Below are 25,433 nucleotides of genomic sequence, written 5' to 3'. Positions count from 1 at the left end.
TCTTACAAAAGCCACTTAAAAGTTAAAATACTATATACTACTCACGCATTTGAAGTTTCACAAAGGGATAAAATGGCTCATATTGTTACACGTTTTGCACCCTCTCCCACGGGGTATTTACACATTGGAGGCTTACGCACGGCATTGTTTAACTATCTTTATGCACGGGCAAATGGTGGTAAGTTTTTACTTCGTATTGAGGATACAGATTTAGCGAGAAATTCCACAGAAGCGGCAAAAGCAATTGTGGAGGCATTTAATTGGGTGGGGTTAGAATATGATGGTGAAGTGGTGTATCAAAGTCAGCGCTTTGATACCTATAAGCAATACATCAAGCAGCTTTTAGATTCTAAAAAGGCGTATTATTGCTATATGAGCAAGGAGGAGCTAGAGGCACTGCGCGCGGCGCAAGAGGCTAAAAAGCAAACACCACGTTATGACAATCGTTATCGCGATTTTGATGGCACACCTCCGGCGGGAGTTGCCCCTGTGGTGCGTATAAAAGCCCCGCTTGAAGGGGAGATACGATTTAGCGATGGCGTGAAAGGCGAGATATGTATTCAAGCTAAGGAACTTGATGATTTTATCATCGCGCGGAGTGATGGCACACCTACTTATAACTTTGTCGTAGCAGTTGATGACGCGCTGATGGGTGTTACTGATGTGATACGAGGGGACGACCACTTAAGCAATACGCCAAAGCAAATTATTGTTTATGACGCACTTAATTTTACTATTCCACGATTTTTTCACGTGCCGATGATTCTTAATCCTCAAGGGCGCAAACTAAGCAAACGTGATGGTGCAATGGGAGTGATGGATTACTATAAAATGGGATATTTGCCTGAAGCGATTTTAAATTTTCTTGTGCGTTTGGGCTGGAGCTATGGCGATAAGGAGATTTTCTCGCTCAAAGAAATGCTAGAGCTGTTTAATCCCAATGCCCTTAATAGTGCGCCTAGTGCCTATAATGAGGATAAGTTCTTATGGCTTAATGCGCATTATATTAAAAATACCGATAATGCTATGCTTGAGGAGCTTTTGAGCGCATTTAATGTGCCAAAGCTTAGCCCTAAGGTGCGTGAGATTCTCTACCCTGCGCTTAAAGACCGCTCCCGCACACTTGTAGAGTTTGCACAAGGATTTAATGATGTATTTAATGCTCCTTGTGAATATGATGAAAAAATGCGCTCAAAGCTTGATAGCACTGCTATTATGGCTTTAGAAAATCTATTTAAAGACGCAGAGAGTGATATATGGGAATCTACGCAAAATATGGAATCTTATCTCCATCATTATGCTGCAAAATATGAACTTAAAATCGGTAAGCTAATGCCCGCTTTACGATGTGCTTTGTTAGGCAAAAGCGGCGGGATTGGTATCTGCGAGGTGCTAGCCATACTTGGCAAAGAGGAGAGCTGTAAGCGAATAAAGAGACTTATTTCATCATAAGGGGTTTATGAATTTGATTGAGGTAGGGTTATAATGTTTTTAACTACTACCCATATTGAAGACAAACAAACTTAAGATAGGGCTATACCCTAATCTTAAGCATCTAATTTTTGCTTATCTTCTTTGCATTGCGGACAAGTGCCAATAAGCACAGCAGAAATATCAGAAATGGCATAACCACTTTTTTGCCCACAATCATTTTCCAAATAACTTGTTTCAAGCTTAATATCTTCTAGTTTGCCACATACCTCACAATATACGTGTAAATGCTTATCGCTACTTAATTCATATTTTTGCTTATCTTTGGGGGCTTTGATCTCGCGTAAAATATTTGCCTCACAAAGGGCATTTATGTTTTTATAAATAGTGGCTAAAGAAATAGAAGGATATGTTGATTTAATTTGATCGTAGATTTCTTCTACACTCATATGCCCGTTATTATAGATTTGACTTAGCATCGCAATACGTTGAGGCGTGATTTTTAAATGCTTTTCTCGCAAATATTTTTCAAAACCTATCATTGTTTTGTCCTCACTTTTTGTGTGTTAAAGTTTTTGTATCACGCATAATATATAAACTTGAAGCAAATAAAAACATAATAAAAGTGATTTTTGCATACAATGCTGTCTAGATTCTACGTATAAACTTTGCTTTGATAAGACTTGCTTAAAAAAACGGCGGTAGCTTTATGAGGTTTCGCTCCCATTTGTAAGACTACGCGGTGGCATAGCTATATATGCACGAAGTGCTTATCCACACTTGCAAATAGCGTAGCAATAGTGAATTTAACCTATGAAACTCACTTGATGAATGCGTTAGCAGTCATAAGTGTATCCTTTAGGCGCGAAGCGGATTTTAGATCCGCAAAGCAAGACTACGCGGTGGCATAGCCACAACAGCGTAGCAATATGGCAACTCTTAATCTATATCACACTCTCTTTGTGTAGTAATTCTCCCTCATACAAGAAAACCGAGGGGGCATAATCAATATTTTTTAACATATCCTTTTTGGCAAAAGAAAGGATAAGATTTTCTTTCGCGCGGGTGATAGCTACATAAAATAGCCTCCTCTCTTCCTCCAAGCTCCCACTTTTGCTCATAAGCTTTCTATTGGGAAATCTCCCCTCCATTAAATCCACGACATACACATTTTGAAACTCTAGCCCCTTGCTTGCATGCACACTTAGCAAGTGCACCCCGCTTCCCTCCGTGGCTTCGCTTGAGCCTAGAATCATCGCATTTAAAAACTTGCCCAAATCATTATGGTTTTTTGATAAATCAAACAAAAGTTTGCACTTGCGATTGATAGATTCTAAGACATTGTCAAATCGCGTGCTATCAATGCTACCATCTTTATTTTTCGCCCTTGTATTGGCAAGTGAGCGCATAATGCCTACAAAAAATGGAGATTGGGTGATATAGCTTACAAGTGTTTTAGGACTTTTAAGATGGTGGATTTGATGAAGCATTTCATAAAAATCGCTTAAAAACATTGCGCCATCTTTGTGAATCTTAGGGTGCTGTAAAATTGGGTGTGAGGCAAAAGATGGAGAGATGTGCGCATCAAATCGCCCTTGAGATTCTAAAGTAAAAAAATCATCAAAAAGCCCAAGTTGTGTATTTTTATGCTTTTGCTTATATGCCCTTATAGTGTGGTCTGGCTCAAACATACCTTTATGGCAGTCTCCTGCACCTAAGGCAAAAAGTGCCTCATAAATATCCTTTGCGATACTATTGCCTATGCCCTTGCCATAACTTAGCGTGTGGATATACGCCATCATATCACGCGGATTATGCACGAGGGAGCAAATATCAAGCAAGAGACTCACCTCCTTTGTGTTAAAAAAGCTCACACTTCCCTTGCGCTTAGATGGGATATTTAGCTCTCTTAGACTCGCCTCAATCCCATCAGCACTTGAATTGTTACGGAAAATAATCGCCGTATCCTCATAGGGCAAGTTACTTGTAGCGATACGTTTAGCAATGCCCTGATATTGTAAAAAAAGCTCATCATAGACTATAAGCTTAGGAGGGGCAAATTCTCCTTGCTTGACTACCTCTAGACGTTTAGGATAAATGCGTTCATTTTTTTCTATGACTTTATTGGCTAAATGCAAGATATGTTTGCTTGAGCGATAATTTTTGCTCAATGTGAAAACTTGCGCGTCACTATATTTATGTTTAAAACTACTGATAATACCAATATCTGCGCCATTAAAGGCATAAATGCTTTGGTCATAATCCCCCACGCAAAAGAGGCTTGGCGGACAGAGCGCATTCAGTATAGAATCTTGCAAGGGATTGGTATCTTGATACTCATCGCAAAGCACTTCGGCAAAAAGTGGTTTATCAAGCCCCGATACAGCCTTTCTGTATAGCAAAAGCAAGTCATTATAGTCTGCATAGTGATGGGTATTTTTGAGTTCGCTAAATTCTGCCATAAGGTCTTCATAAATAGGCGTGTAAAGCTCTTGCTGGAGGTTTCTCTCTATAAGCCAAGTGCCAAAAGAGCTTTTGGTAGCAGAATTTACAAAGAGCGAGTAGCATTCATAAAGATATTGTGCGGAATATGGTTTATTATGCTCTCTATCTACAAATACTCGCTTGTCATAGAGGCTTTTAAAGAGTATTTGCAGTTCTTTGGGTTGCTTGAGATGGATATGCTGATGTTCCCGTAAGTAGCGATAGGCTACTGCGTGAAATGTGCCAGATTCTATATTTTTAGCTACATCTTCGCTAAAGATTTTCCCCACGCGCAATATCATCTCGCTACTTGCCTTGTTAGTAAAGGTAAGGAGTAAAATATCTTTAGGCGCATAGCCTTGATTTAAAAGATAGGCGATACGTCCTACAATCGTAGAGGTTTTCCCCGTGCCAGCTGAAGCGATAATGAGATTATGCCCACTTGGCGCACTTGCTGCCGCTGCTTGTTCTGCATTAAGTTGTGAAAGCGGCATAGGAGTGAGAGGGGATTATTGATTGAGAGTTTGTAAAATTTCGTTAGATAAAAACTCTTTTAAAGGCTGCACCTTGCTAAATTGCGGATATTGTGCCACAGGCAAGGTAGTAACCTGTAAGCAGAAGCCATTAGCAGGATTAAATACAAAAGGTGCTATAAGATTTACAATAGAGTTTTCAATAGGCTTTTGCACCACTACCACGCAATATAGCTCTACCTTATCGCCCCTGCTTTCATCTAAATCAAGTAGCTTTTCATCAGCCGTAGGAATGGTAACATCATAATTGCTAAGCAAAGAGAAGGGATTAACAAGAATCATCTCAAAGGGTGTGCTTCCATCAAGTGCGCGAATCTTGCTAAATGTCTCATCAATTTTTTCTAATTCTATCTTTTTGACATCATCAAAGCCCAAAATAGGCATTTTTAGCTCATAAGTCATACTCGTCTCCATTTGTTTTTAGCATTGTGGTATTATAATACACTCAAAATTTAAAGCAAATTAAATACCACAAAGGCATTTTATGAATCCCACAACTCAAAATCCGCAAGAAAATAAAAAGGGCTATGCCCATAAAGATATAGAATCACGATTTTATCGGCTGTGTGAGGAAAGGGGATATTTTGAGATAGCAGGTAATAAGCACTTATGGCAAAGCCCTAACCCTAAATCTTTTTGCATTATGATGCCCCCGCCAAATGTGACAGGTGTGCTTCATATAGGACACGCACTTACTTTTACTTTGCAAGATATTATCACACGTTTTAAGCGAATGGACGGATATAAAACGCTCTATCAGCCCGGCTTAGATCACGCAGGGATTGCCACGCAAAATGTCGTACAAAAGCAGCTTTTAGCACAGGGCTTAGATAAGGATACATTAGGACGTGAAGCATTTATCGCTAAAGTGTGGGAATGGAAAGAAAAAAGCGGCGGGGCGATTCTTAATCAAATGCGTCATTTGGGTATCACCCCGGCTTGGTCGCGGTTACGCTTTACAATGGATCAGGGCTTACAAAATGCTGTTAAAAAGGCATTTGTGCAATGGTATAATCAAGGCTTAATCGTGCAGGATTGCTATATGGTAAATTGGTGCGTGGCAGATGGCGCATTATCAGACATTGAAGTAGAGTATGAGGAAAATCACGGCAAACTCTACTATTTGCGCTATCCTATTGCAGATTCCACACAAGCACTTATCGTGGCTACCACTCGCCCGGAAACATTCTTTGGTGATACTGCCGTGATGATAAATCCTAACGATGATCGGTATAAACATCTCGTTGGCAAAAATGTAATCTCGCCTATTCTTAATCGCCCTATACCCATTGTCGCGGATTCTCACGTTGATATGGAGTTTGGAAGTGGTTGCGTGAAGGTAACTCCCGCGCACGATATGAATGACTATGAAGTGGGCAAAAGGCACAATCTCCCTTCAATCGTGGTGTTTGACCAAAAAGGTATTTTAAATGAGAATGCGGGGGAATTTGCGGGGAGGGATAGACTAGAGGCTAGAGAGGCTATCGTGCAGAGATTGCAAGAGCTAGGCTTTATCGAAAAAATAGAGGATTATAGCAATCAAGTGGGTAAATGCTATCGCTGCGGCAATGTCGTAGAGCCTTATATCTCTAAGCAATGGTTTGTCAAAAAGGAAGCCGCACAAAAGGCGATTGCTAAAGTCAATGATGGGGAATTGCGCTTTTTTCCACCACAATGGATTAATAACTATAATGCGTGGATGAGGGAGTTAAAAGATTGGTGCATTTCACGTCAGCTTTGGTGGGGGCACAGAATCCCGGTGTGGTATTGCCAATGCGGTGAGAAAGTCGCCGCAGAGAGTGAGAATCCCACCTGCCCTAAATGCCATAAGATGATTACAAAGCAAGATGAAGATGTGCTTGATACGTGGTTTAGCTCCGGCTTATGGGCGTTTAGCACTCTAGGCTGGGGCAATGGCGATACACAAGCTCAATCCTCGCTTTATGACGATACGGATTTAGCAACATTCTATCCTAATTCCCTGCTTATCACAGGATTTGATATTTTATTTTTTTGGGTAGCACGTATGCTTTTAAGCGGGGAATCTTTGCTTCAAGCATTGCCCGTCAAAGATGTCTATCTCCACGCCCTTGTGCGTGATGAAAATGGGCAAAAAATGAGTAAAAGCAAGGGAAATGTGATTGATCCTTTAGAGATGATACAAACCTATGGCGCGGATGTGCTGCGATTCACTCTTGCGATATTATGCGCTCAAGGGCGTGATGTGAAGCTTTCCACACAGGTGCTTGAAAACACAAAAAATTTTACAAACAAGCTTTATAACGCCACGCAATTCCTCAATATGTATTTAGAGCAGCTTGGCGGCGAGATGGCAAAGCAAAAGGGCTTTGCAAACCTTAAAGATATGGAGATAAAAACGCCATTAGGACAGTATATGTATGCACGTCTCTGTTTAGCGACAAATGAAGTACGTCAGGCGTTAGAGAGCTATCGTTTTGAGCAGGGCGCGAGTATTTTGTATCGCTTTTTGTGGGGGGAATTTTGCGATTGGGGGATTGAGCTTGCTAAGGCGAGTAAAGATTCTATCTATGAGCTAGGCGCAATTTTTAAGTCCGCCCTTTTACTCCTGCACCCTTATATGCCCTTTATCACGGATTATTTATGGCATAGCCTTAGCGCGAGTGATATAGAATCTGCAGATTCTATTATGATTGCTCCTTATCCTAAGGCACAGGATAGGAGCGATAATGCAGGAGCTAAGCTAATACATCAATTTGAGCTAATACAAGATGTGATAGTGTGTATCCGCCGCTTGAAGGCTATGTTTGAGCTTGGCAATGCGCCTATTGGCGATGTCTATGTGAAGATCCACACTCCACTTGATGAGTCTTTACTTACACAATTTGTATGCAAAATGCTTAAAATAGAGCACTTGCACTTTACGCAAACAAAGGTTGAGGGCTGTGTGGGCGATGTAGGTGAGCATTGTGAATGCTATGTGCGCTTAAGCGGCATTGATTTAAGCTCTTTTGTCGCTCGTCTTAGCCATCAAAAACAAAAGCTTGAAAAGGAAATAGCGAAGCTAGAATCTATGCTAGGTAATGAAAAATTTATACAAAATGCTCCTAAAGCCGTGCTAGAGCAAAATCGCTTGAGTTTAACACGGACACAAGAAAAATATGATAAGATTTGTGCTGAACTTAAAGTGCTATCATCATCTTAACCTAAGGAGTAACCAATGAAAAAACTACTTGTATATGTGCTATGTGTGTATTTCTTATGTGCTTGTTCGGATTCTGCAAAAGAGCAGGATAAAAGTGAGAGTGCTAAACTCGTAGAATCTTATCCGCAGATTGTGGCATTGCTAGAAAAAGAGAGTGCAGGTGATACGCAAGGAGAGCAAAGTATGCGCGATGCATTGCAAAAAGCGGGAGTTTCTAATGAGCAAATTGAGGAGATAGGCTCACTTATCACACGCGCTAAGTTATCAGGATATGAGCTTATTTTGCCAAATGACCTTGCTGCTAAGAGCGATGAGTTTATCATCATCTCCACATTGCCACGAGGGATTTATAATCTTGGGCTTATCCCTCACGCGAAGCATTTTGAGTTTGCCTTAAGCCCATCGCTTAATGATGATGGGAGTGAGTGGAATTGGGAGGCTGATGGACTTTCACGTGCGCAAAAGGAGTTTATCGAGCTATTAGGGGATAATAAAGATGCTAAGATTGTTTTTTATGATAGCGGGGAGCATATATTTGCGCCTGTGGGAAGCGCACATTTAGGCATTATGTGGGCAAAACATTTAGGCTATACGCAGCTTTATCGGCTTATTGGTGGATTTGATATGTGGAAAGAGCTAAAGCTTCCCATTACCACAGAAGTGCCACACTGCTGCGAGATGTAGGAATTTAAGAATCCAAACCTTTTGCATAAGTATAAATCAAGTTTAGCTTTAGCTATCTATAGGCACATTTTTGCTCCTTAAGAGATTCATTGTGCTTTTTACTAGACTATGTTGTTTTCCCATTGCGGCTTCCAATATACGCCTTTACTTGTTCTGCTTTGTGCAAAAATGGCGTAATCGCTGGATTACCCTTTTAAAATTTTAATTGCAGAATCTCTTAACTTGTAAAATCTCACAGCAGCGAAGCCACGAGGATATGCACTCAAGCCTCTACACTTTGTGCCTATCCTCCATTGCAAATCCCATTTAAGGGTAATAAGATACATTTGCTTAAGTGAGTTTTTTAAGGTTTAAATTCTATAATGGCGCATTTATTTTGCATAAATAAGGATAGAGATGAGAAGATTGTGTGTGCGAGGATTGTTTTGTGTTTTTATGCTGTGTTTTTCTACATCAGCAAATGCTGCACGAGAAAATCAATTCGAGCAATTTGGTGATGTCTTTAGATTACTCCCTTTATATGTGATGGTAGTATCCGTAGCAATGGAGGATTATGAGGGTGTGGGGGAGTTAGCACTCGGGACATTAAGCACACAGCTTGTAGTTGAAGGTATCAAATATGGGCTTAGTAGTTTGCACAATGAGGGTTATGCGCTTAATTGGGCAAAAAGACCGTGTTGTGATGATTGGAAAGGTATGCCCAGCGGACACGCAGCGGGGGCTTTTAGCGCGGCAGGATATGTGTATTATCGCTATGGGTGGAAACCTGCCATTCCTGTGGGGATTTTGGCTGTGCTTACAGCTGCTTCAAGAGTAGAGGCAAAGAAGCATTCTATATTGCAAGTGAGTGCGGGGGCGTTAATCGCGTGGGGATTTTCATGGGTCTTCACAAAGCAGTATCAGCCTAAAAACACAATTATCCTCCCCAATATTGAAAATGACGTCCAAGGAAACACATCCGTGAGTCTCAATGTTTTATATAGGTTTTAAGCAAGGAGCGTAAATGAGGGATATTCGTCAGTTGTATTTAGACTTTTTCGCGCAAAGGGGGCATAAAATTTATGATTCTATGCCGCTTGTGCCAGATGATGCGAGTTTGCTTTTTACCAATGCGGGAATGGTGCAGTTTAAGGACATTTTCACAGGCAAGATTCCTATACCTACTCCACCAAAAGCCACGAGTTCGCAGCTGTGTATCCGTGCAGGAGGCAAACATAACGATTTAGAAAATGTCGGCTACACCGCACGTCATCATACGCTTTTTGAAATGTTAGGAAATTTTAGCTTTGGCAATTATTTCAAAAAGGACGCGATAGCCTATGCGTGGGAGTTTGTAACGCAAGTCTTAGGTTTTGATAAGTCGCTTTTGTATGTAACCATTCACGAGAGCGATGATGAGTCTTTTAGCCTATGGTGTGAGCATATTTCGCCAGAGCGTATCAAAAGAATGGGCGATAAAGATAACTTTTGGCAGATGGGAGATACAGGACCTTGCGGACCTTGTAGCGAGATTTATGTTGATCAAGGGGCTGAGTTTTTCCACTCAAGCGAGGATTATTTCGGCGGCGAGGGAGATAGATTCCTAGAGATATGGAATCTTGTCTTTATGCAATATGAGCAAAAAGATGGCATACGCACACCCCTGCCTAAACCTAGCATTGACACAGGTATGGGCTTAGAGCGGGTAGTAGCCCTGCTAGAAAAAAAGCTTAATAATTTTGATACAAGTCTTTTTGCGCCCTTGATGAAGAGTATTGAAAGCCTCACAAATAAGCGTTATTACCACGAAGATGAGCTATTAAAAATGACAGATTCTAATGTAGGGGAGCTAAGGCACACAAGCGCTTCCTTTCGCGTGATAGCCGACCACGCTAGAAGTGTAGCATTTCTCTTAGCCCAAGGGGTGAATTTTGACAGAGAGGGGCGCGGCTATGTCCTGCGGAGAATCTTACGCCGTGCGGTGCGACACGGCTATTTGCTAGGCTTGAGAAAGCCCTTTTTATTTGAGGTTGTTAAATCCGTGTGTGAGAGTATGGGAGAGCATTATGGCTTTTTATTGGAGCGCAAAAATGCGATAATGGAGCAATGCAAAAATGAGGAGACAAGATTCTTTGAAACTATTGAATCAGGTATGGAGCTTTTTAGCAAGGAACTATCCCGCACAAAAGGGCTTTTTGATGGTAATGTGGCTTTCAAACTCTATGATACCTATGGCTTTCCGCTTGATTTGACACAGGATATGCTGCGCGATAAGGGCATAGAGGTGGATTTGAAAGCTTTTGAATCTTGTATGAACACACAGAAAAGCCGCTCTAAGGCGAGTTGGAAAGGTAGTGGGGATAAAAATAAAGAGGGCGACTTCAATGTGTTTTTAGAAAAATTTGGTGAAAATGTCTTTGTGGGCTATGAAAAAATGTGTGAGGAAAGCACAATTTTAGCATTACTTGATAGCGATTTTAAGATGATTGATACTTTAGCGGCAAATAGCGAGGGCTGGGTAATGCTAGCATCTACACCTTTTTATCCTGAATCTGGCGGACCAATAGGTGATAAAGGCATATTGCTTGAGGTAAATAAATCCTATGAGGGGAGTAAGGATTCTCACAATCAACACATCATCGCACAAGTGCTTGATACACAAAAATACTTTGGGCTTAATCTCTCACATATCAAGGCTTTAAAGCCCATTAGTGCGGGAGATAATATCATCGCACAAGTAGATAATTCGCGTTTAGAAATCATCAAGCACCATTCCGCTACGCATTTGCTACACTTTGCTTTGCGCAAGATTCTAGGAGAGCATATCGCTCAAGCAGGTAGCCTTGTGGAAGATACACGTTTGAGGTTTGATTTCTCCCACCCTAAGGCGATTACAAAAGCAGAGCTAGAAAGGATAGAATCTTTAGTCAATGCCCTCATCTGTGCAGGAAGCCCCCAAGAGTGCGAGACTATGGGCATAAATGAGGCAAAGGCGAAGGGCGCAATGGCGCTCTTTGGAGAGAAATATGGCGAGAATGTGAGGGTAATTAGCTTTGGAGATTCTATTGAGCTATGCGGGGGAATCCACGTATCAAATACCGCGCAGATTGGCAGCTTTTATATTGTCAAAGAAAGTAGTGTCTCTAGTGGGGTAAGACGTATTGAAGCAGTATGCGGGAATGCGGCGTATCTTTATGGTAAAGATGCGCTAAAAGCTATCAGCGAAGCAAAGGAGATGCTCAAAGCACAGGATTTATCACAAGGCATTATGAAGCTAAAAGCGCAGCTAAATGAGCTAAAAGAAAAGGTAGCCGCCGCAAAGCAGAGCATTAAAAGCCTTGATTTTGAAGAAATAAATGGCATAAAATTAATCGTCTCAAAGCTTGAGATAGACGCAAAGGCAGCAAAAGAAGCGGTCGATAGGGCAAAAAATGAGAATGAAAAAGTAGCGATTTTATTACTAAGTGTTGTTGATAATAAGATTGCCATTACCGCAGGGGTGAAAAATGTGTCTTTGAAGGCAGGAGAGTGGGTAAAGGCAGTCGCATTAAAGCTAGGAGGCAATGGCGGGGGGAGAGATGACTTTGCCACCGCTGGAGGCAAGGACTTAGCTAAAATCAATGAGGCAATGGAACTCGCTAAAAATATGGCAAAAGAATCTTTAAGATAAAATCAAGTAAAACCAAGGCTGCTTAGCCATTTTTATTATCGTGGAATATTAGGGGAAGCAAAATTTACTCTTGATTGTAAAAAGATATAAAGTGTAAAAATACTTTGAGTTACAAGATTATGCTTTTATACATAATTTAGCAAAAGATTCAAAAAGTATCCTTGCTTCTTTTGGTCCCGGGCTTGCTTCGGGGTGGTGCTGGACAGAAAAAATAGGCTTATCTTTATAAGCTACACCTTCAATCGTGCAATCAAAAAGATTACGATGCGTGATAGTAGCAATCTTTGCAATAGTTTCAGGCACACAATAATTATGATTTTGTGCCGTGATTTCTACGGCTCCGGTTTGAAGGTTTTTAATCGGGTGATTGCTGCCGTGATGTCCAAACTTAAGCTTATAGGTGGGATAACCGTGTGCGATAGATAGAAGCTGATGTCCAAGACAGATACCAAAAATGGGTATGGAAGATTCTATAAGCTTTTTGATTTGCGCGATTTCATTATGGAGCATAAGGGGATCGCCTGGACCATTAGACAAAAATACGCCTTGTATCTCGCCTTTGTGGAAGCGGCTAAGAATTTTATCAGCTTCAAAGTTATGCGGCATAACTTCTACTTCTAAGCCCACTGCACAAAGTTCATTAAGGATATTTGTCTTTGTGCCAAAGTCAATGGCAATAACCTTTGCGCGAGGCGTGGGAGGTGTGGCAAAATCAAGCTGTGTGAAATCGAATATAGAATCTTTATGTGTGTAGGGCATTTGCGTGGAAACTTCTTTAATCAAATTAACCTGCTCAATACTTGGGGTTTGTTCTAAGATGTTTTTTAGTTCGTTTAGGTGTGAGAGCTGTGTGGAGGCAATCATCATCATTGCACCTTGATGGGTGAGCATTTTAATGAGTTTGCGTGTATCGACATTGCAGATTCCCATAATATTATGATTTTTAAGATAATCTGCCAAACTCTGTTCTGAGCGGAAATTTGAAGTAAAATCATTATAAGAAGCTACAATAATCCCCACACAAGAGCATTTTGCAGATTCTGAATCTTTAGCATTTGTGCCTACTATGCCAATCTCTGGCATACTCAATACGACAAGTTGCCCTGAATAGCTAGGATCAGTGATGATTTCTTGGTAGCCCGTCATAGAGGTGTTAAATACTACTTCACCTATGAAAGTCCCCTGCGCACCAAAGCTTTTTGCCTTAATATGCAAGCCATTGGCAAAATAGAGATTGACATCTGTAAGATTCTGGCTCATAAAAGTCCTCTTTTACGCAATTCTTCTTCATAAAGTTTCCCAAAGACAATATCATATTCCTCTGTCCCATAAACGAGCTTTCTTTTGTATTTTTTGAGCTTTTCGACCACGGCATCTTCTGCTTTTTCATAAATTTTTGAATATTCATTAATGGCTTTAAAAATAATATTTTTCACAATGGTTTCAGATACATCAAAACGGATAAGAGGAATTATAGCAGCAAGAATTTGATGAGAAATATCGCTACATCGCTCTTCCCACGCGAGATAAAAATTCTGCTCTTTGGCAATTTGTCGCTTACACATTCTAAAAAGTTCACGCTCATCCATTCCAAAATCTTCAATTTCATCGCTTCGTTCTTCGAGAATCTCACGCACTTTTTCATCAATGGCAAGTTCCTTTTGAATATTATTTTGCAAAACTTCAAGTGCATTTTGAGCGATATTAGCGATAGGGGCTAAAAGCTCAATTTGGGGAGCATTACCTACATCAATACTGATTTTGTTTGCAATATATGGAGCGTGCTGCATTTTTAGTCTCATCACTTATCCTTGTTTTTATTTTTGCTATTGTAACGAGTTTTAAGTAAAAAAGGATTTAAGCTAGAATAAAAGTTCTTCTTCAATATTGGCAATAGGCTTTTTAACCGGTAAGGGTGAATTATCTGTATAGTAAAAATCCCCATAATCAAGGGTTTTGAATTTCACGCCCTCAGGAATTTGGAATTTACGTGTGATGCCCGGGTCAAAGGTAAGCACTTTAGAGAAAAAATATGCAAATGCTGGAGGAGCCACAATACCGCCAGATTCGTGTGGTCCTATGGGTGTATTATCATCACGTCCATACCACACGATAGCCTGTACATCAGGGGTAAAGCCACAAAACCACGCATCTATATTGCGATTTGATGTGCCTGTTTTACCTGCGACTTCTAAGCCATTCATTCTAGCTCTTGCGCCTGTGCCGCGATTAACCACATCGCGTAAAATATCAATTGTTAGAAACGCTTGGGCTGCAGTGGTGATATGGCGAGATTCTCTAGGGGAGCTATATATATTCTCCCCACTTTTGTTTATCACAGATTCTATAAGAGCGGGTTTAAGGATAGTACCATAATTTGAAAACAAAGAGTATTGCCGTGCTGCTTGAAGGGGTGAGAGCTCAAAGCTTCCAAGTACGATAGACATATTTTCAGGGAGATTCTCAAAACCATCATTTTTAAGGGCTTGATACACCTTACTGAAGCCGATATTTTGATCCACAAGATTAATCGTAGCAAGATTGCTTGATGTGCGGAGCGCGTCTTTAAGTGTCATAAAGCCATTGAATCTTGTTGTATAGTTTGATGGGCGCCATTCTTCGGCTTCACTTTCTTGTGTGTCATCACTTGCTACTTCTGCTGCGCCTTTGGTAACAAATTTACGTGGCACATCTGGCACAAAAGTAGCCGGAGACTCACCCTTATCAAATGCACTTTGATAGATAAAGGGCTTGATAGAGCTACCAAGCTGTCTTTTAGCTTGTGTGGCACGATTAAATTTATTTTTCACATAATCTACCCCACCTACAAGTGCGAGTATATCGCCTGTATGCGTATCTGTAACCACCATTGCCCCATTAAGTGTGTCATTGCTAAAATCAAAATCTGTAAATGTTTTAGGATAGCGTTCTATAAGACGTTTATTGATTTGCTCATAGCCATAAATAAGAGCTTCTTGTGCGGCAAACTGATAGTCAAGGTCAATATTGAGCTTAATATAATATCCGCCTGTCTTTAAATCCTCAATATGTGCTAATTCACGCAAAACTTCATCTACAACATAAGGAGCTACATTTTGCGTAAGTGTTTGATTATATACCTCTGGCACCTCATTGAGCGCACTTTGCTGCTCTTCTTTGCTAATCCAACCAATATCATAGAGCCTATCAATAATATCATTTGCCCTTGCTATTGAATATTCTTTATTTTTAGTTGGGTCATAGAAGCTTGGGGCTTTGGGCAGACCTACAAGCATACAGATTTCTTTGAGCGTTAATTCATTTAGGGTTTTGTGAAAATACCCTAATGCAGCCGTTTTGATACCGTGATAGCCGTGTCCAAATGAAATGCGATTAAGATAAAGCTCTAAGATTTTTTCCTTGCTCAAATGCCGCTCAATATGGATGGCAAGCATTACTTCTGTGAGTTTGCGCTTCAATGTTTTTTCAGGACTTAGAATGATATTTTTAATAAGCTGCTGTGTGAGAGTGCTTCCACCTTCAACATAGCGCATACTCTTAATGTTTTTGAGCATAGCGCGCGATATAGCATCGGGATTGATACCAATATGTTCAAAAAATAATGTATCTTCTACGGCAAGCAGAGATTCTATCACACGTGGGGGAATTTCATCAAAAGTAGCATAGAATCTAAAATTTTCATCAGTAAAAACATTAGCAATCAGCCTATCTTTTCTATCTACGATTTGTGAGGCAAATGAAAAACGATAGTTTTTAATCTTATTCACTTCGGTTTCTACATCATAAAAAAGCTTGATAAGATAGGCGCATACGCCTATACCCAGAGCAACAGAAAGCACAAAAAAACTATACTTTATACCCCGCCACATAAATTATCGCATTCCTTATGATTCTTTTGTCTCATGTTGTGCGTTTGGAAGGGCTGTTGAGGTGTGTTCAGTTTGCACTATTTCGGATTCTAATTGTTTGATTTCATTGAGCACTTCTTCGCGTTTTTCGTTATACATCTCTACAATAGATTTCATAACGCCATCAGAATTTTGCTCCATTGCTAAGATTCTAGCGTCTATAAAGCTTTTTGGGCAGCTTTGAGTTTCATCAGCGAAGGTTTGTGCAAGTGTAATAGCTTCAGTATGCACCCCTGCGTGGAATGTATCAAGCGCCTTGTATCCTTGTGTATTTGCAAATGTTGCCTTGCCATCACCTTCAAAATACCATTTGCCCAAGCGGCAGTTATGATGATCAACGCAATTAAAGCTATCTGCCAAGCCAAAGATATAAGAGTAAAGATTATTTTTATACACTACGTGGTCAAGCTTTGCCAATACACAGAAGATTCTATTGCTTAAGTTAAAGGTATTGTATTTGGTAATAAGGCTTCCCACTTTAAGATTATTGACAAGGCTATGGAGTTTTGCCACACCTTCACGCACATTCCCTGTGGCTTCGTTTGTTTCTTCAGTGCTTGTTTGAATGTCATTAGCCTCTTGCTGCATAGATTTAACCACCACGGCAATTTCTCTTGTCGCTTTTTGTGTCTTTTCAGCCAATTTTCGCACCTCATCGGCGACCACAGCAAAGCCTCGCCCGTGTTCTCCTGCTCTTGCTGCTTCAATGGCAGCATTAAGTGCTAGGAGGTTAGTTTGATCGGCAATATCATCAATAAGAGAAATCACGCTTGTGATTTCATTACTGCGTTGTGTGAGAGAATTTACTAAATCAGAGGCAACCTGCATTTTTTCATAAAGCACTTCTATTTCTTCTAAGGCTTTTGCACTCATACCTAAGCCGTCTTCGGCAGATTCAGCAGCTTTCACAGAATATTCAGCTACAGCATTTGATTCTGTAAGGACATCTTGTAGGGAAGCTTGAGTTTCGGTAACACCTGTTTTAAGGCTCTTGGTATAGACTTCAAAAAGATTTGTGCCAGAGCTTGAATCTGTAAGGGTATTAAGAGGAAGAATTGAATAATACATAGTGTCATCAATTCGCATATGTGTAACGCTATATTCATTATGCATACAATTTGCGTGTGTGGCTTTTTCATTAAGTTGAGGGACAAGGTGATGAAGGTTTACAAGTCCCTGAGCAACATTGTTTTTATATACTACTTCATTCCCTTTTATTCCTACAATTGCCTCAGCTTGAGAAAACTCTACAAGAGATTTATACATTTTAAGTTCTTGCATAAGACGTGCAATTTGCGCATCTTTTTCTATTATCTGTCGTTGAAGTATCTTAGAGTTAAACATTGATTGTGCTCCTTGTATTTTGTGATTGCTTGAAGGTGAAATCATATTAAAACTATGGTGAGTATTGTGCCATATTTTTATTTACAAATTTCTCATTCATCATATCTCTTTGTAAATATCATAAAAACATCATAAAAACAGCGTATTTTGTTAAAAAAATGCACATTTTTGGCTAACAGCGTAATATTTTATTATGATAAGCCTTCTTATTTACATTTCTGTATATATTTTATTGCTATAATTCTTAGCAAAGTAAGAATCCTAACATTCCTACAAATATGACACGAAAGATAAGGAGGGTATTATGAATGCCAATCATCGTTTAGAAACACTTGATTCAATTTTAGACAGACTACGGAGTTCTATTAAAAAAAATGGGCTTAAAAACTCTAAACAACGAGAAGAAATAGTCGCTGTTTTGTATAAAAGTGGCACACACTTAAGCCCTGAAGAGATTACTAACATCATCAAAACAACGGATAAAAATACGAGTATCTCATCAGTATATAGAATCCTCAACTTTCTTGAGAAAGAGCATTTTATCACCGCACTTGAAGCGGATAAAAGTGGAAGACGTTATGAAATAGCAGCAAAAGAGCATCACGATCATATTATTTGCCTTAGCTGTGGGGATATTATTGAGTTTGTTGATACAGAGATTGAGCGATTACAGCTTGAAGTAGCAAAGCAATTTGGCGCAAACCTTATTAGCCACGATATGCGACTTTTTGTGAAATGTTCCAAATGTCAAGGGCTTTAAGCCTTTAATGCCTATACTATTTGCAAGCAAGGGTCTTGCTTTGCAGGAAGTAGATTCCTGCTTCGCACCATTCAATCTCGAAGGGATTTAATCTTGCAAAGGGTGATAGCCCTTGAGGACAAAAGCACGCACTTATAACTCAAGCTACGCTTTATTCTATCATACGCACGAAGTGTTCGCTGGGTTACCCTCTCACTCCACACCTACAAAGTGAGTTTTAAAAAGTATAGATTCTCTAGGGTAAGATACGCTCAACCCACATATAAAATATTAAAGAATCTCAAATTTCAGCAAAGTAGTGTTTGTTAAGAAGCAAAACCCATCATCTCATTCACAAATGCTATCATTTCTCTTCACAATGAGATTCCATTTAATTAGTAAGTAAAGATATACTTCGCTTGTGAAAGAAGTTTTGGATTATTTATTTTTAGCACAAGGGGGCAATTTATGAAGCAAAATATTGCACGTGGCATTTTTGCTATGCTTCTTTCCTCGTTTTTATTCGCGCTGATGAGTGCGGAGGCAAAGATTCTCACACAATCCCTTCCTGCTATGGAAGTAGCGTTTTTTCGCTCGTTTGTAATGGTGGTTATGCTCCTTCCCATAGTCTTTAGCAAACCTTTAAAGAATCCTACACACAAAAAAGGTGGTTGGTGGTTTTTAATCTCTCGTTCAATGACTGGGGGGCTAAGCTTTGTTGCACTTTTTTATAATATCGCTACCATACCGCTTGGCACAGCCACTGCCTTTGCGCAAAGTATGCCCCTCTACATCGTGCTACTCTCCCTCATTTTTTTAAAGGAACGCTATAATCTAGGGGTCATTCTTTCCACAATTGTAGGCTTTGTGGGTATTTTATTGATTTGCGATCCTCATCTTGAGGGGTTAGACATGATAAATATTCTCTTTGGGGTGATAAATGGCTTGTTTATGGCAATAGCCTTTTTAAACTTGCGTGCGCTTAAAGACTATTTCAACTCTTGGGCGGCGGTATTTGCCACAGGGGTGGCGATGAGCATTATCGCCCTATGTGTGAGCTTCACTCCCTTGCCTTATCTTAGCGATATGTGGATTATGCCACAAGATTGGGAATGGCTGCATATCGTGTTGCTTGGGCTTTTTGGCACTTTAGGGCAGCATTATCTTACGCGGGCTTATATGCTTGCTCCTGCGGGGATTGTCGCGCCTATTGATTATACGCGTTTAGTATTTAGCATAGGGCTTGGGATAGCACTTGGGGATAGTCTGCCTAATCTTCCTACAAGCATAGGGATATGCCTTATTATCTTTTCTGGCATTGGCGTGGGAGCGCCTATTTTGCTTAATGATATAAAGCGATATATGAAATATTCAAGTTACCTTAACGCAAGGCAGGGTAGAATCCACGACAAAAATCGCTCAAAGGAACGCAATGAAAAACATATATGACAAAGCCCTTAAGGCAAAGCAGCGTTTGCAAGATGTAGTGATTCCCACGGCGTTTAGCTATGCGCCTGTGCTTTCGCGTTTAGCGAACGCAGAGATTTACCTCAAAAAAGAGAATCTCCAGCTTACAGGGGCGTTTAAGATTCGCGGGGCGTTTAATAAAATCGCTTCTTTGGTAGAGGGGGATTCTTACCATATTAATGGCGTTATTGCCGCAAGTGCGGGGAATCACGCGCAAGGCGTAGCCTATGCTGCACAGCATTTTGGGCTAAAGGCGGTGATTGTAATGCCTGAAGCCACACCCTTACTCAAAGTGAGTGCGACTAAAAATCTAGGCGCAGAGGTCGTGCTAAGCGGAGACAACTATGATGAGGCTTATGGAAGAGCCTTAGAGATTGCTAAAGAGCGGGACTTGGTATTTATCCACCCCTTTGCCGATGAAGAAGTGATAGCCGGGCAGGGAAGCATAGCCCTAGAGATGATTGAAGCGTGTAGGGATATTACCACTATTGTTGTGCCTGTGGGTGGAGGAGGGCTCATTGGCGGGATAGGGAGCGTGTATAAAAAGCTCTGCCCTAAAGTGCGGGTAGTTGGTGTAGTCGCAGCGGGGGCTGATGCGATGAAACGTTCCTTTGATAGCAAACATATCATTAAGGTAGATTCTGTGCGGAGTATTGCCGATGGGATTGCCGTGCGTGATGTCAATGCGGAGAACTTCGCCCTTTTGCAAGAATGTGTCGATGAAATAGTGAGTGTAGATGATGAGGAAATTGCTAATGCGATTTTATTCTTACTCGAGAAGCAAAAGCTTGTCGTAGAGGGTGCAGGAGCCGCGAGTGTGGCGAGTGTGCTGCATAATAAATTTGCCATAAAGCCAAATGACAAAATGGGGCTTATCTTAAGCGGCGGGAATATCGATATTACTATGCTAAGTGTGATTATTGAAAAGGGTTTGCTCAAATCCAATCGTAAAATGCGGCTTAAAGTCGTGCTTGTAGATAAGCCCGGGAGTTTGCAAGGGCTTACAGATATTTTAAGCTCTGTGGGTGCAAATATCGTGCAAGTGGAGTATGATAGGACATCAGTAATGCTAAAATATGGCGATGCGCTTATCACTCTAGGGCTTGAAACCAAAGGAGAGGAGCATAAAGCCCTTATCCGCGAGAAGCTAAAGGCAAGTGGCTATACCTTTAGTGAAATTAGCTAGGTGTGGGTATGTTTAAGCAGCTATGGGAGAAATATAGGGTTTCTAATTTTCGCACAAATGTGCTATTTTGCCTTATTTTGAGCGTCAATGTAGCGCTTTTACTCTTTGCTTGTGGGGATATGAGTATCCATCATAGGGAAGCTGCTGGGGTGTTTTACTCTAATGATTTAGCCTTTATGATTGCGCGATATTCCCTCTCACTCTTTGGGCAAAATGACTATGCCCTGCGGCTGCCCTTTATCCTTATCCATATATGCAATATGTTTCTTTTGTATAGAATCTCTAGGCTATACCTTCAAAAGCCTAGAGATTCACTTATTGTCGTGCTCATCTACGCGCTCTTGCCCGGAGTAATCTTTAGTGCGCTTTTTGTTTTAAAAAGTGGCTTGATTATCTGCATTACGTTTTTATGCTGCTATTATCAAATACGATTTAATAAAATGCCTTATTTCACTATGCTTATAGCAGCATTTGTCGATGGGAGCTTTGCGATTTTGTTTTTTGCATTTTTCTTTTTTACGCTTAAGAATAAAAATATGTGGGGGATGTTTATCTCACTTTTGCTTTTTGCGCTTAATATGTATCTTTTTGGCTTAGATATATCAGGGATTCCACGCAATCACTTTTTGTCTAATTTGGGGCAAATGATGATATTTTTCTCCCCTTTGTTTTTGATATATTATTGCTATACGCTTATCAATGCGCTTAAAAAGCAAAATAATATTCTTGTGCATATTGGTGCGGTTTCTATGTTTTTTGTCGTGCTGCTCTCTATTCGTCAAAATGTCGATTTGGAGAGTTTGTTTCCTATGAGTGTGGTAGCACTCCCTGTGGCTGTGAGGCAATTCTTTGCAGATATGAGAATGCGGCTTAAGCCTTATAGAATGGCTTATGTAAGGCGATTTACTATCATTTTAATACTGCTTTTCGCACAAAGCTTTGTTTTGTATGCGAATAAGATTCTCTATCTCTTTGATGTAAAAAGTCATTTTGCAAGCTCATACTACATTAGCAAAGATTTAGCAAAGGCATTGCGGCAAAAGGGGATAGAATCTATTGATGTAGGGAATCATAGGCTAGCCCTTAGCCTTAGATTCTATGGTATCGAGCAAGCTCAAAGTCCTTATTTGCTCCCTACAAATGACTTAAGCCAAACGTATGAGAATGAAATCCCTATTGTGTATTTGGGTAAAAAGATAGCTGCCTTTATCATTCTCCCCTCTAAGCAAAGCACCCCTATTGCAACTACACAGGCACATACAAAGCAAAAAGATAAAGATTCTAAGCATATACACACCCCCCATACTACGCATAAAAGCAATGTGCCATCTCCATAATGCCTTAACTTGATGAAACTCTTTGAGCTTATCATAGCCCTTTCTTTGGTAGCCATACTTTTTATTTTCCTCCCTAAGGGCAGTAATAACCACTCCCTAGAGGTAGCCCATAGCAGCCTTATCACACATTTAAAGACACTCCAGTTCACCGCCTTAAGCGATGATAGCACATATCTACAAGCCGCAGCCACTCAAGATATGCTAAAAGCCTACCCTTCGCTTAATGCAAATTCACTTCTTATCCATCATCATAACGCAATGTGGCAGGTGCAGTTCCACTTAGGCAAAATCTACACAATATATAGTTATAGCTTTTATATCGATACGCCACGCAGGGCTACTACTACCGATTTTGATTCTCGTCCTATGGCGGGGGATATTATCCTCAAAAATATGGAGAGAAAATGCTTAAGCGCCTATAATAACACCAATACCGCACAGGAGTGCAAGAATAATGCCCTTGCTTTAGTGAGGCTAGGAGAATTTTTTGGCATAGATGGGATATTGATAGAAGCTGATGGATTCTGCAAGGAGCGTGAGGGCGCACGAGTTTATTTTGATCGATATGGCGCACCCTATTGCGGTAGAATCCCCACGCCCCTACTCTCTGCCTTTAAAATCACCTTGCTTAAGGGCGCATATAGTAAGCATCTCTGTATCCTGCCCCAAAGCGGGCTTATCACATCTCAATGCTAACTTTCTTTTCTTCTAAAAACTGCATAAATGTTTTGCTGTATTGCTCAAGCTGTTTTAAACCCTCAATAATGCTCTGTGCATTTTGTGCATTCACTTCCTCGCCTAATTTAATGGTAGTATGCCCAACGCAATCACTCATTTGTTTTTGCAAGGCATAAAAGGAGTGCGTATCAAGCCCCAAACTTGTAAGATTGCTTTCTATGGAGAGTAAATTACCTGTTGAGAGCGCGCGATTAAAATCAAGCACTTCTCTACCAAGATTAAAGCTTAAATATACGCTTGATTTATATACAATATGCTCTAATTTGCCAATACTGAGTAAAAGCCGCTTGGTAAGGGTTGAAAACACTACAAAAAGATTAGAGGCACTTTTCTCCATCGTATCAAACACACCGCTAAAATGCTCTGTTTTTTGATGACTTTGAGTAGCAATATCTGCTACTTTTGAAGAACTAGTGGTGATTTGCTCGATTTCTTGCTGCATTGTTTGCACCACGATAGCTATATCATTTGTCGCCTTATGTGTGCGCTCGGCTAGCTTTTGCACCTCATTAGCCACCACAGCAAAGCCTCGCCCGTGTTCCCCTGCTCTTGCTGCTTCAATGGCAGCATTAAGTGCTAGGAGGTTAGTTTGATCGGTAATATCGCTAATCATACCAAGCACTTGAGCAATATCATTTGACTTTTGAGCAAAATTATCAATAATAATGCTATTTTCTGCAATCAACTCCGCCAATTCATTAATAGAATCCGTAATAGAGGTAACATCTTTTTTAGAATCAAAGGAAAGTGCTTGCATATTATTGACATTATCATCAACGTGTTTCATATATTCAACATCATTTTCTAAATGCAAACTGATACGGGTTAGGTCTGTATTTTGATTATCTAAGCTCATATCCATAAGGGACTTTGCAAGGGCATTTTTAATATTATCTTTTGCATTTTGCTCTATGCTTTCTAGGGTTTGATTAATATTGTGTATATTGATGGCAAAAGCCCCTTTAAGCCCCTGTGCAAATGCTTTACGATAATATCTTCCCTCTTGCGTGGAGCGAACAGAAGTGCTGATTTCGCGCATAAAAACTTCAAGATTATCGATAAGAATATTGATATTGTGAGCAAGCTCATACAAATCTTTATCAACATTAATTCGCAGGATACGTTTTTCAAACTCACCATTGCGGTAGTATTTTGAACATTCAACAATTCGCTGTATAAATTGTGCTCTTTGAGTAAGCTTATAATAACTCAACAACGCAAAGACAGCAATCAAACCATAACATAAACTATGTATGCTTATATTATAAGATATATCTAATATTATACCCATAAGACTAAGAATAGCTACAAATGCTATCATTGTTTTCATTATATTCGACCTTTGGAAAAATGCTTTCATTTGAACGATTTTATCTTTTTAGGCTTAATAGCAAACTACAATTCAAGAGACGATTGCCTATATTTACGGATTGATATAAAGAGATGGGAAAGGGGATTCTAAAGTTTTTGAAGTGGTGGACGCGCAGGGATTCAATAAAAACTCTATGGACTCACAATGTGTTTAAATAAGTTTTTATATTTTGCAACTTGTTACCGAATTTATAACCAAAAAAATGGCAATATTCAACCTACCTATTTTAGTTTTAGAGCTTTTCAAAGGATTCTTTTTGTAAATCTTTTGAAAAACCCAAAAAGGGAAACCAAACAGAAAAAACGAACATTGATTCCTATTTGGTTTTTAATAATATAGCAAGTCATTTCTCTTAAGGTATCATTTTATTTAATGATACCTCTTCCCAAGAAATGGTTTTTCTTTCCTTGTTGATAGATACTTTGTAGAAAGTTGTTACAAAATTTCTCTCATACCTTCCTCCTATATATTCGCTTTCCCATTTGTCAATGCTAACAGTAAAGTCATTAGGATAAAAACGAAATCCGCTATTGCCGCAGCCATAAATGCCATTGCGTTTCCACATTGTTTTAGGGCTGATTCCATATTTTAGAAGAATAAAGGCAAATATACGATTTGGAGCGAAAAGAGCGTCTGTGCTGTTTGCAGTTGCCTTGCTCATATTACCTCCTTGTGCTGATGTCGCATTGATTGAATGAGTGCTTAAAAGCACTTGCATATCGTTGCTTGACACTTGAATCGCTATAAGAAGTAAAACAAACTTTAGATGGAGTTAGTGCAGTTGTAGCTGCTCCAAAACCTACAAATACAAACATTAAGGCTATAAAAATTTTCATCGTGTGTCCTTTCGATATAAATAGACCAAAGAACAGACTTATTGCCATATAGGGCAAAAAAATCTGCCCTATCGGTGGCAACAGTGCTATGCACGACTAATTACTGATGCAAGAATCGAGTGAAATCGTATTCGGTGCAAGAAAAAGGATTTTCAACTGTGACTTTACAGCTTTTGATATTCTCATTCAGCCAATAGGCTATACGAGTTTTTTATCATTGTAGTTTTCGTCACTAGCATCTTCGTCATCTTCAATATTTGAAGCGAGATGCTTATTGAAAATTTTTCCCATTTCAGACAATAAAAATACTTCAGCATCTTTCACGCTATCAAATCCTTTTTGGCAGAAAGCGTAAAAATTCTTATTGACGAATCCGAATAAACTTAACTTTGCGCTAATTTCTTTTTCCATTTTTAATCCTTTATTTTTATTTACAACAGGCAAAATGCCACTAAGCCACAAGATGACCAAAAAGCTGTTTCCATTTTGACAAAAAGCGTTGCTTGATGTTTTCGTGGAGATTTTGTATATTTTCAGCCTC

Annotated in this window: 21 protein-coding genes; 10 read left to right on the top strand and 11 right to left on the bottom strand. The window is 39.8% G+C overall.

Translation table 11 applies throughout. The features are described 5' to 3' along the window. Nucleotides 1-72 precede the first annotated feature (72 nt). Entirely contained in the window at nt 73-1,452 is a 1,380-nt protein-coding gene (gltX, locus tag QZ289_RS02130) for a glutamate--tRNA ligase (protein ID WP_295698701.1), read from the top strand. A 95-nt stretch (nt 1,453-1,547) separates the two neighbouring features. Here the strand turns inward: gltX and QZ289_RS02125 are convergent, their stop codons facing one another. From QZ289_RS02125 to fliW, 3 genes are all read right to left on the bottom strand, one after another. Next, nucleotides 1,548-1,973 (bottom strand): Fur family transcriptional regulator, encoded by a 426-nt coding sequence (locus QZ289_RS02125; protein ID WP_295698699.1) that lies wholly within the window; start codon nt 1,971-1,973, stop codon nt 1,548-1,550. 402 nt (nt 1,974-2,375) lie between these two features. Then, a complete protein-coding gene (locus QZ289_RS02120; RefSeq protein WP_295698698.1) occupies nt 2,376-4,409 on the bottom strand; it encodes an ATP-dependent helicase in 2,034 nt (677 codons plus the stop codon). Nucleotides 4,410-4,424: 15 nt separating this feature from the next. Next, the gene (fliW, locus tag QZ289_RS02115) at nt 4,425-4,850 is read right to left on the bottom strand and encodes a flagellar assembly protein FliW (RefSeq protein WP_295698696.1); all 426 of its coding nucleotides are present in this window, start codon (nt 4,848-4,850) and stop codon (nt 4,425-4,427) included. 82 nt (nt 4,851-4,932) lie between these two features. On the opposite strand from fliW, the gene QZ289_RS02110 reads away from it, so the two are divergent. The 4 genes from QZ289_RS02110 (at nt 4,933) to alaS (ending at nt 11,965) form a co-directional block, all read left to right on the top strand. After that, nucleotides 4,933-7,632 carry a valine--tRNA ligase gene (locus tag QZ289_RS02110; RefSeq protein ID WP_295698694.1) on the top strand — a complete coding sequence of 900 codons (2,700 nt, stop codon included), beginning with the start codon at nt 4,933-4,935 and terminating at the stop codon, nt 7,630-7,632. 15 nt (nt 7,633-7,647) lie between these two features. After that, a complete protein-coding gene (locus QZ289_RS02105) occupies nt 7,648-8,316 on the top strand; it encodes a rhodanese-like domain-containing protein (protein WP_295698692.1) in 669 nt (222 codons plus the stop codon). Between the two features lie 396 nt (nt 8,317-8,712). Beyond that, nucleotides 8,713-9,306 (top strand): phosphatase PAP2 family protein, encoded by a 594-nt coding sequence (locus tag QZ289_RS02100; RefSeq protein WP_295698690.1) that lies wholly within the window; start codon nt 8,713-8,715, stop codon nt 9,304-9,306. 13 nt (nt 9,307-9,319) lie between these two features. Beyond that, nucleotides 9,320-11,965 (top strand): alanine--tRNA ligase, encoded by a 2,646-nt coding sequence (gene alaS / locus QZ289_RS02095; protein ID WP_295698688.1) that lies wholly within the window; start codon nt 9,320-9,322, stop codon nt 11,963-11,965. A 117-nt stretch (nt 11,966-12,082) separates the two neighbouring features. Here the strand turns inward: alaS and carA are convergent, their stop codons facing one another. The 4 genes from carA to QZ289_RS02075 are packed head-to-tail and all read right to left on the bottom strand — an operon-like array spanning nt 12,083 to nt 17,217. Continuing rightward, nucleotides 12,083-13,225 carry a glutamine-hydrolyzing carbamoyl-phosphate synthase small subunit gene (gene carA / locus QZ289_RS02090; RefSeq protein ID WP_295698685.1) on the bottom strand — a complete coding sequence of 381 codons (1,143 nt, stop codon included), beginning with the start codon at nt 13,223-13,225 and terminating at the stop codon, nt 12,083-12,085. Beyond that, entirely contained in the window at nt 13,222-13,767 is a 546-nt protein-coding gene (locus tag QZ289_RS02085; RefSeq protein ID WP_295698683.1) for a DUF507 family protein, read from the bottom strand. Before QZ289_RS02085 ends, carA begins: the two co-directional genes overlap by 4 nt. Before the next feature lie 60 nt (nt 13,768-13,827). Then, nucleotides 13,828-15,834, bottom strand: coding sequence for a transglycosylase domain-containing protein (locus QZ289_RS02080; protein WP_295698681.1), 2,007 nt, complete (start codon nt 15,832-15,834; stop codon nt 13,828-13,830). Nucleotides 15,835-15,849: 15 nt separating this feature from the next. Then, nucleotides 15,850-17,217, bottom strand: a complete 1,368-nt coding sequence (locus tag QZ289_RS02075) for a methyl-accepting chemotaxis protein (protein WP_295698679.1) — start codon at nt 17,215-17,217, stop codon at nt 15,850-15,852. Nucleotides 17,218-17,521: 304 nt separating this feature from the next. Between QZ289_RS02075 and QZ289_RS02070 the strand changes: the two genes are divergently transcribed. The 5 genes from QZ289_RS02070 (at nt 17,522) to QZ289_RS02050 (ending at nt 22,642) form a co-directional block, all read left to right on the top strand. Next, nucleotides 17,522-17,977, top strand: a complete 456-nt coding sequence (locus QZ289_RS02070) for a transcriptional repressor (protein WP_295698678.1) — start codon at nt 17,522-17,524, stop codon at nt 17,975-17,977. Between the two features lie 447 nt (nt 17,978-18,424). Then, nucleotides 18,425-19,405 carry a DMT family transporter gene (locus QZ289_RS02065; protein WP_295698676.1) on the top strand — a complete coding sequence of 327 codons (981 nt, stop codon included), beginning with the start codon at nt 18,425-18,427 and terminating at the stop codon, nt 19,403-19,405. Beyond that, entirely contained in the window at nt 19,389-20,609 is a 1,221-nt protein-coding gene (gene ilvA, locus QZ289_RS02060; RefSeq protein ID WP_295698673.1) for a threonine ammonia-lyase, read from the top strand. The genes QZ289_RS02065 and ilvA overlap by 17 nt, the downstream gene beginning before the upstream one ends. A gap of 8 nt (nt 20,610-20,617) precedes the next feature. Continuing rightward, the gene (locus QZ289_RS02055; RefSeq protein WP_295698670.1) at nt 20,618-21,946 is read left to right on the top strand and encodes a hypothetical protein; all 1,329 of its coding nucleotides are present in this window, start codon (nt 20,618-20,620) and stop codon (nt 21,944-21,946) included. A 12-nt stretch (nt 21,947-21,958) separates the two neighbouring features. Beyond that, complete coding sequence (locus QZ289_RS02050) at nt 21,959-22,642, top strand: hypothetical protein (RefSeq protein ID WP_295698669.1); 684 nt, start codon at nt 21,959-21,961, stop codon at nt 22,640-22,642. Here the strand turns inward: QZ289_RS02050 and QZ289_RS02045 are convergent. From QZ289_RS02045 to QZ289_RS02030, 4 genes are all read right to left on the bottom strand, one after another. Continuing rightward, nucleotides 22,626-24,014, bottom strand: coding sequence for a methyl-accepting chemotaxis protein (locus tag QZ289_RS02045; protein WP_295698667.1), 1,389 nt, complete (start codon nt 24,012-24,014; stop codon nt 22,626-22,628). The two genes, QZ289_RS02050 and QZ289_RS02045, sit on opposite strands and share 17 nt — an antisense overlap. Nucleotides 24,015-24,408: 394 nt before the next feature. Continuing rightward, a complete protein-coding gene (locus tag QZ289_RS02040) occupies nt 24,409-24,717 on the bottom strand; it encodes a hypothetical protein (protein ID WP_295698665.1) in 309 nt (102 codons plus the stop codon). Between the two features lies 1 nt (nt 24,718). Further along, complete coding sequence (locus tag QZ289_RS02035) at nt 24,719-24,892, bottom strand: hypothetical protein (protein ID WP_295698664.1); 174 nt, start codon at nt 24,890-24,892, stop codon at nt 24,719-24,721. Nucleotides 24,893-25,090: 198 nt separating this feature from the next. Further along, nucleotides 25,091-25,303 (bottom strand): hypothetical protein, encoded by a 213-nt coding sequence (locus QZ289_RS02030; protein WP_295698662.1) that lies wholly within the window; start codon nt 25,301-25,303, stop codon nt 25,091-25,093. Between the last annotated feature and the right edge of the window lie 130 nt (nt 25,304-25,433).

Origin of the sequence: uncultured Helicobacter sp. (genome assembly GCF_910577135.1) — a bacterium.
Classification (GTDB): Bacteria; Campylobacterota; Campylobacteria; order Campylobacterales; family Helicobacteraceae; genus Helicobacter_C; species Helicobacter_C mastomyrinus.
This window is presented reverse-complemented; position numbering and strand designations above follow the sequence as displayed.

Bases quoted from the DNA above. Each gene is read 5' to 3' on its own strand.
- QZ289_RS02105 (WP_295698692.1), top strand. From the start codon at position 7,648: ATGAAAAAACTACTTGTATATGTGCTATGTGTGTATTTCTTATGTGCT.
- QZ289_RS02120 (WP_295698698.1), bottom strand. From the start codon at position 4,409: ATGCCGCTTTCACAACTTAATGCAGAACAAGCAGCGGCAGCAAGTGCG.
- QZ289_RS02030 (WP_295698662.1), bottom strand. From the start codon at position 25,303: ATGGAAAAAGAAATTAGCGCAAAGTTAAGTTTATTCGGATTCGTCAAT.
- ilvA (WP_295698673.1), top strand. From the start codon at position 19,389: ATGAAAAACATATATGACAAAGCCCTTAAGGCAAAGCAGCGTTTGCAA.
- QZ289_RS02035 (WP_295698664.1), bottom strand. From the start codon at position 24,892: ATGAAAATTTTTATAGCCTTAATGTTTGTATTTGTAGGTTTTGGAGCA.
- alaS (WP_295698688.1), top strand. From the start codon at position 9,320: ATGAGGGATATTCGTCAGTTGTATTTAGACTTTTTCGCGCAAAGGGGG.
- QZ289_RS02070 (WP_295698678.1), top strand. From the start codon at position 17,522: ATGAATGCCAATCATCGTTTAGAAACACTTGATTCAATTTTAGACAGA.
- QZ289_RS02040 (WP_295698665.1), bottom strand. From the start codon at position 24,717: ATGAGCAAGGCAACTGCAAACAGCACAGACGCTCTTTTCGCTCCAAAT.
- QZ289_RS02085 (WP_295698683.1), bottom strand. From the start codon at position 13,767: ATGAGACTAAAAATGCAGCACGCTCCATATATTGCAAACAAAATCAGT.
- QZ289_RS02080 (WP_295698681.1), bottom strand. From the start codon at position 15,834: ATGTGGCGGGGTATAAAGTATAGTTTTTTTGTGCTTTCTGTTGCTCTG.
- QZ289_RS02100 (WP_295698690.1), top strand. From the start codon at position 8,713: ATGAGAAGATTGTGTGTGCGAGGATTGTTTTGTGTTTTTATGCTGTGT.
- QZ289_RS02050 (WP_295698669.1), top strand. From the start codon at position 21,959: ATGAAACTCTTTGAGCTTATCATAGCCCTTTCTTTGGTAGCCATACTT.
- QZ289_RS02125 (WP_295698699.1), bottom strand. From the start codon at position 1,973: ATGATAGGTTTTGAAAAATATTTGCGAGAAAAGCATTTAAAAATCACG.
- QZ289_RS02110 (WP_295698694.1), top strand. From the start codon at position 4,933: ATGAATCCCACAACTCAAAATCCGCAAGAAAATAAAAAGGGCTATGCC.
- QZ289_RS02045 (WP_295698667.1), bottom strand. From the start codon at position 24,014: ATGAAAACAATGATAGCATTTGTAGCTATTCTTAGTCTTATGGGTATA.
- QZ289_RS02075 (WP_295698679.1), bottom strand. From the start codon at position 17,217: ATGTTTAACTCTAAGATACTTCAACGACAGATAATAGAAAAAGATGCG.
- QZ289_RS02055 (WP_295698670.1), top strand. From the start codon at position 20,618: ATGTTTAAGCAGCTATGGGAGAAATATAGGGTTTCTAATTTTCGCACA.
- gltX (WP_295698701.1), top strand. From the start codon at position 73: ATGGCTCATATTGTTACACGTTTTGCACCCTCTCCCACGGGGTATTTA.
- carA (WP_295698685.1), bottom strand. From the start codon at position 13,225: ATGAGCCAGAATCTTACAGATGTCAATCTCTATTTTGCCAATGGCTTG.
- QZ289_RS02065 (WP_295698676.1), top strand. From the start codon at position 18,425: ATGAAGCAAAATATTGCACGTGGCATTTTTGCTATGCTTCTTTCCTCG.
- fliW (WP_295698696.1), bottom strand. From the start codon at position 4,850: ATGACTTATGAGCTAAAAATGCCTATTTTGGGCTTTGATGATGTCAAA.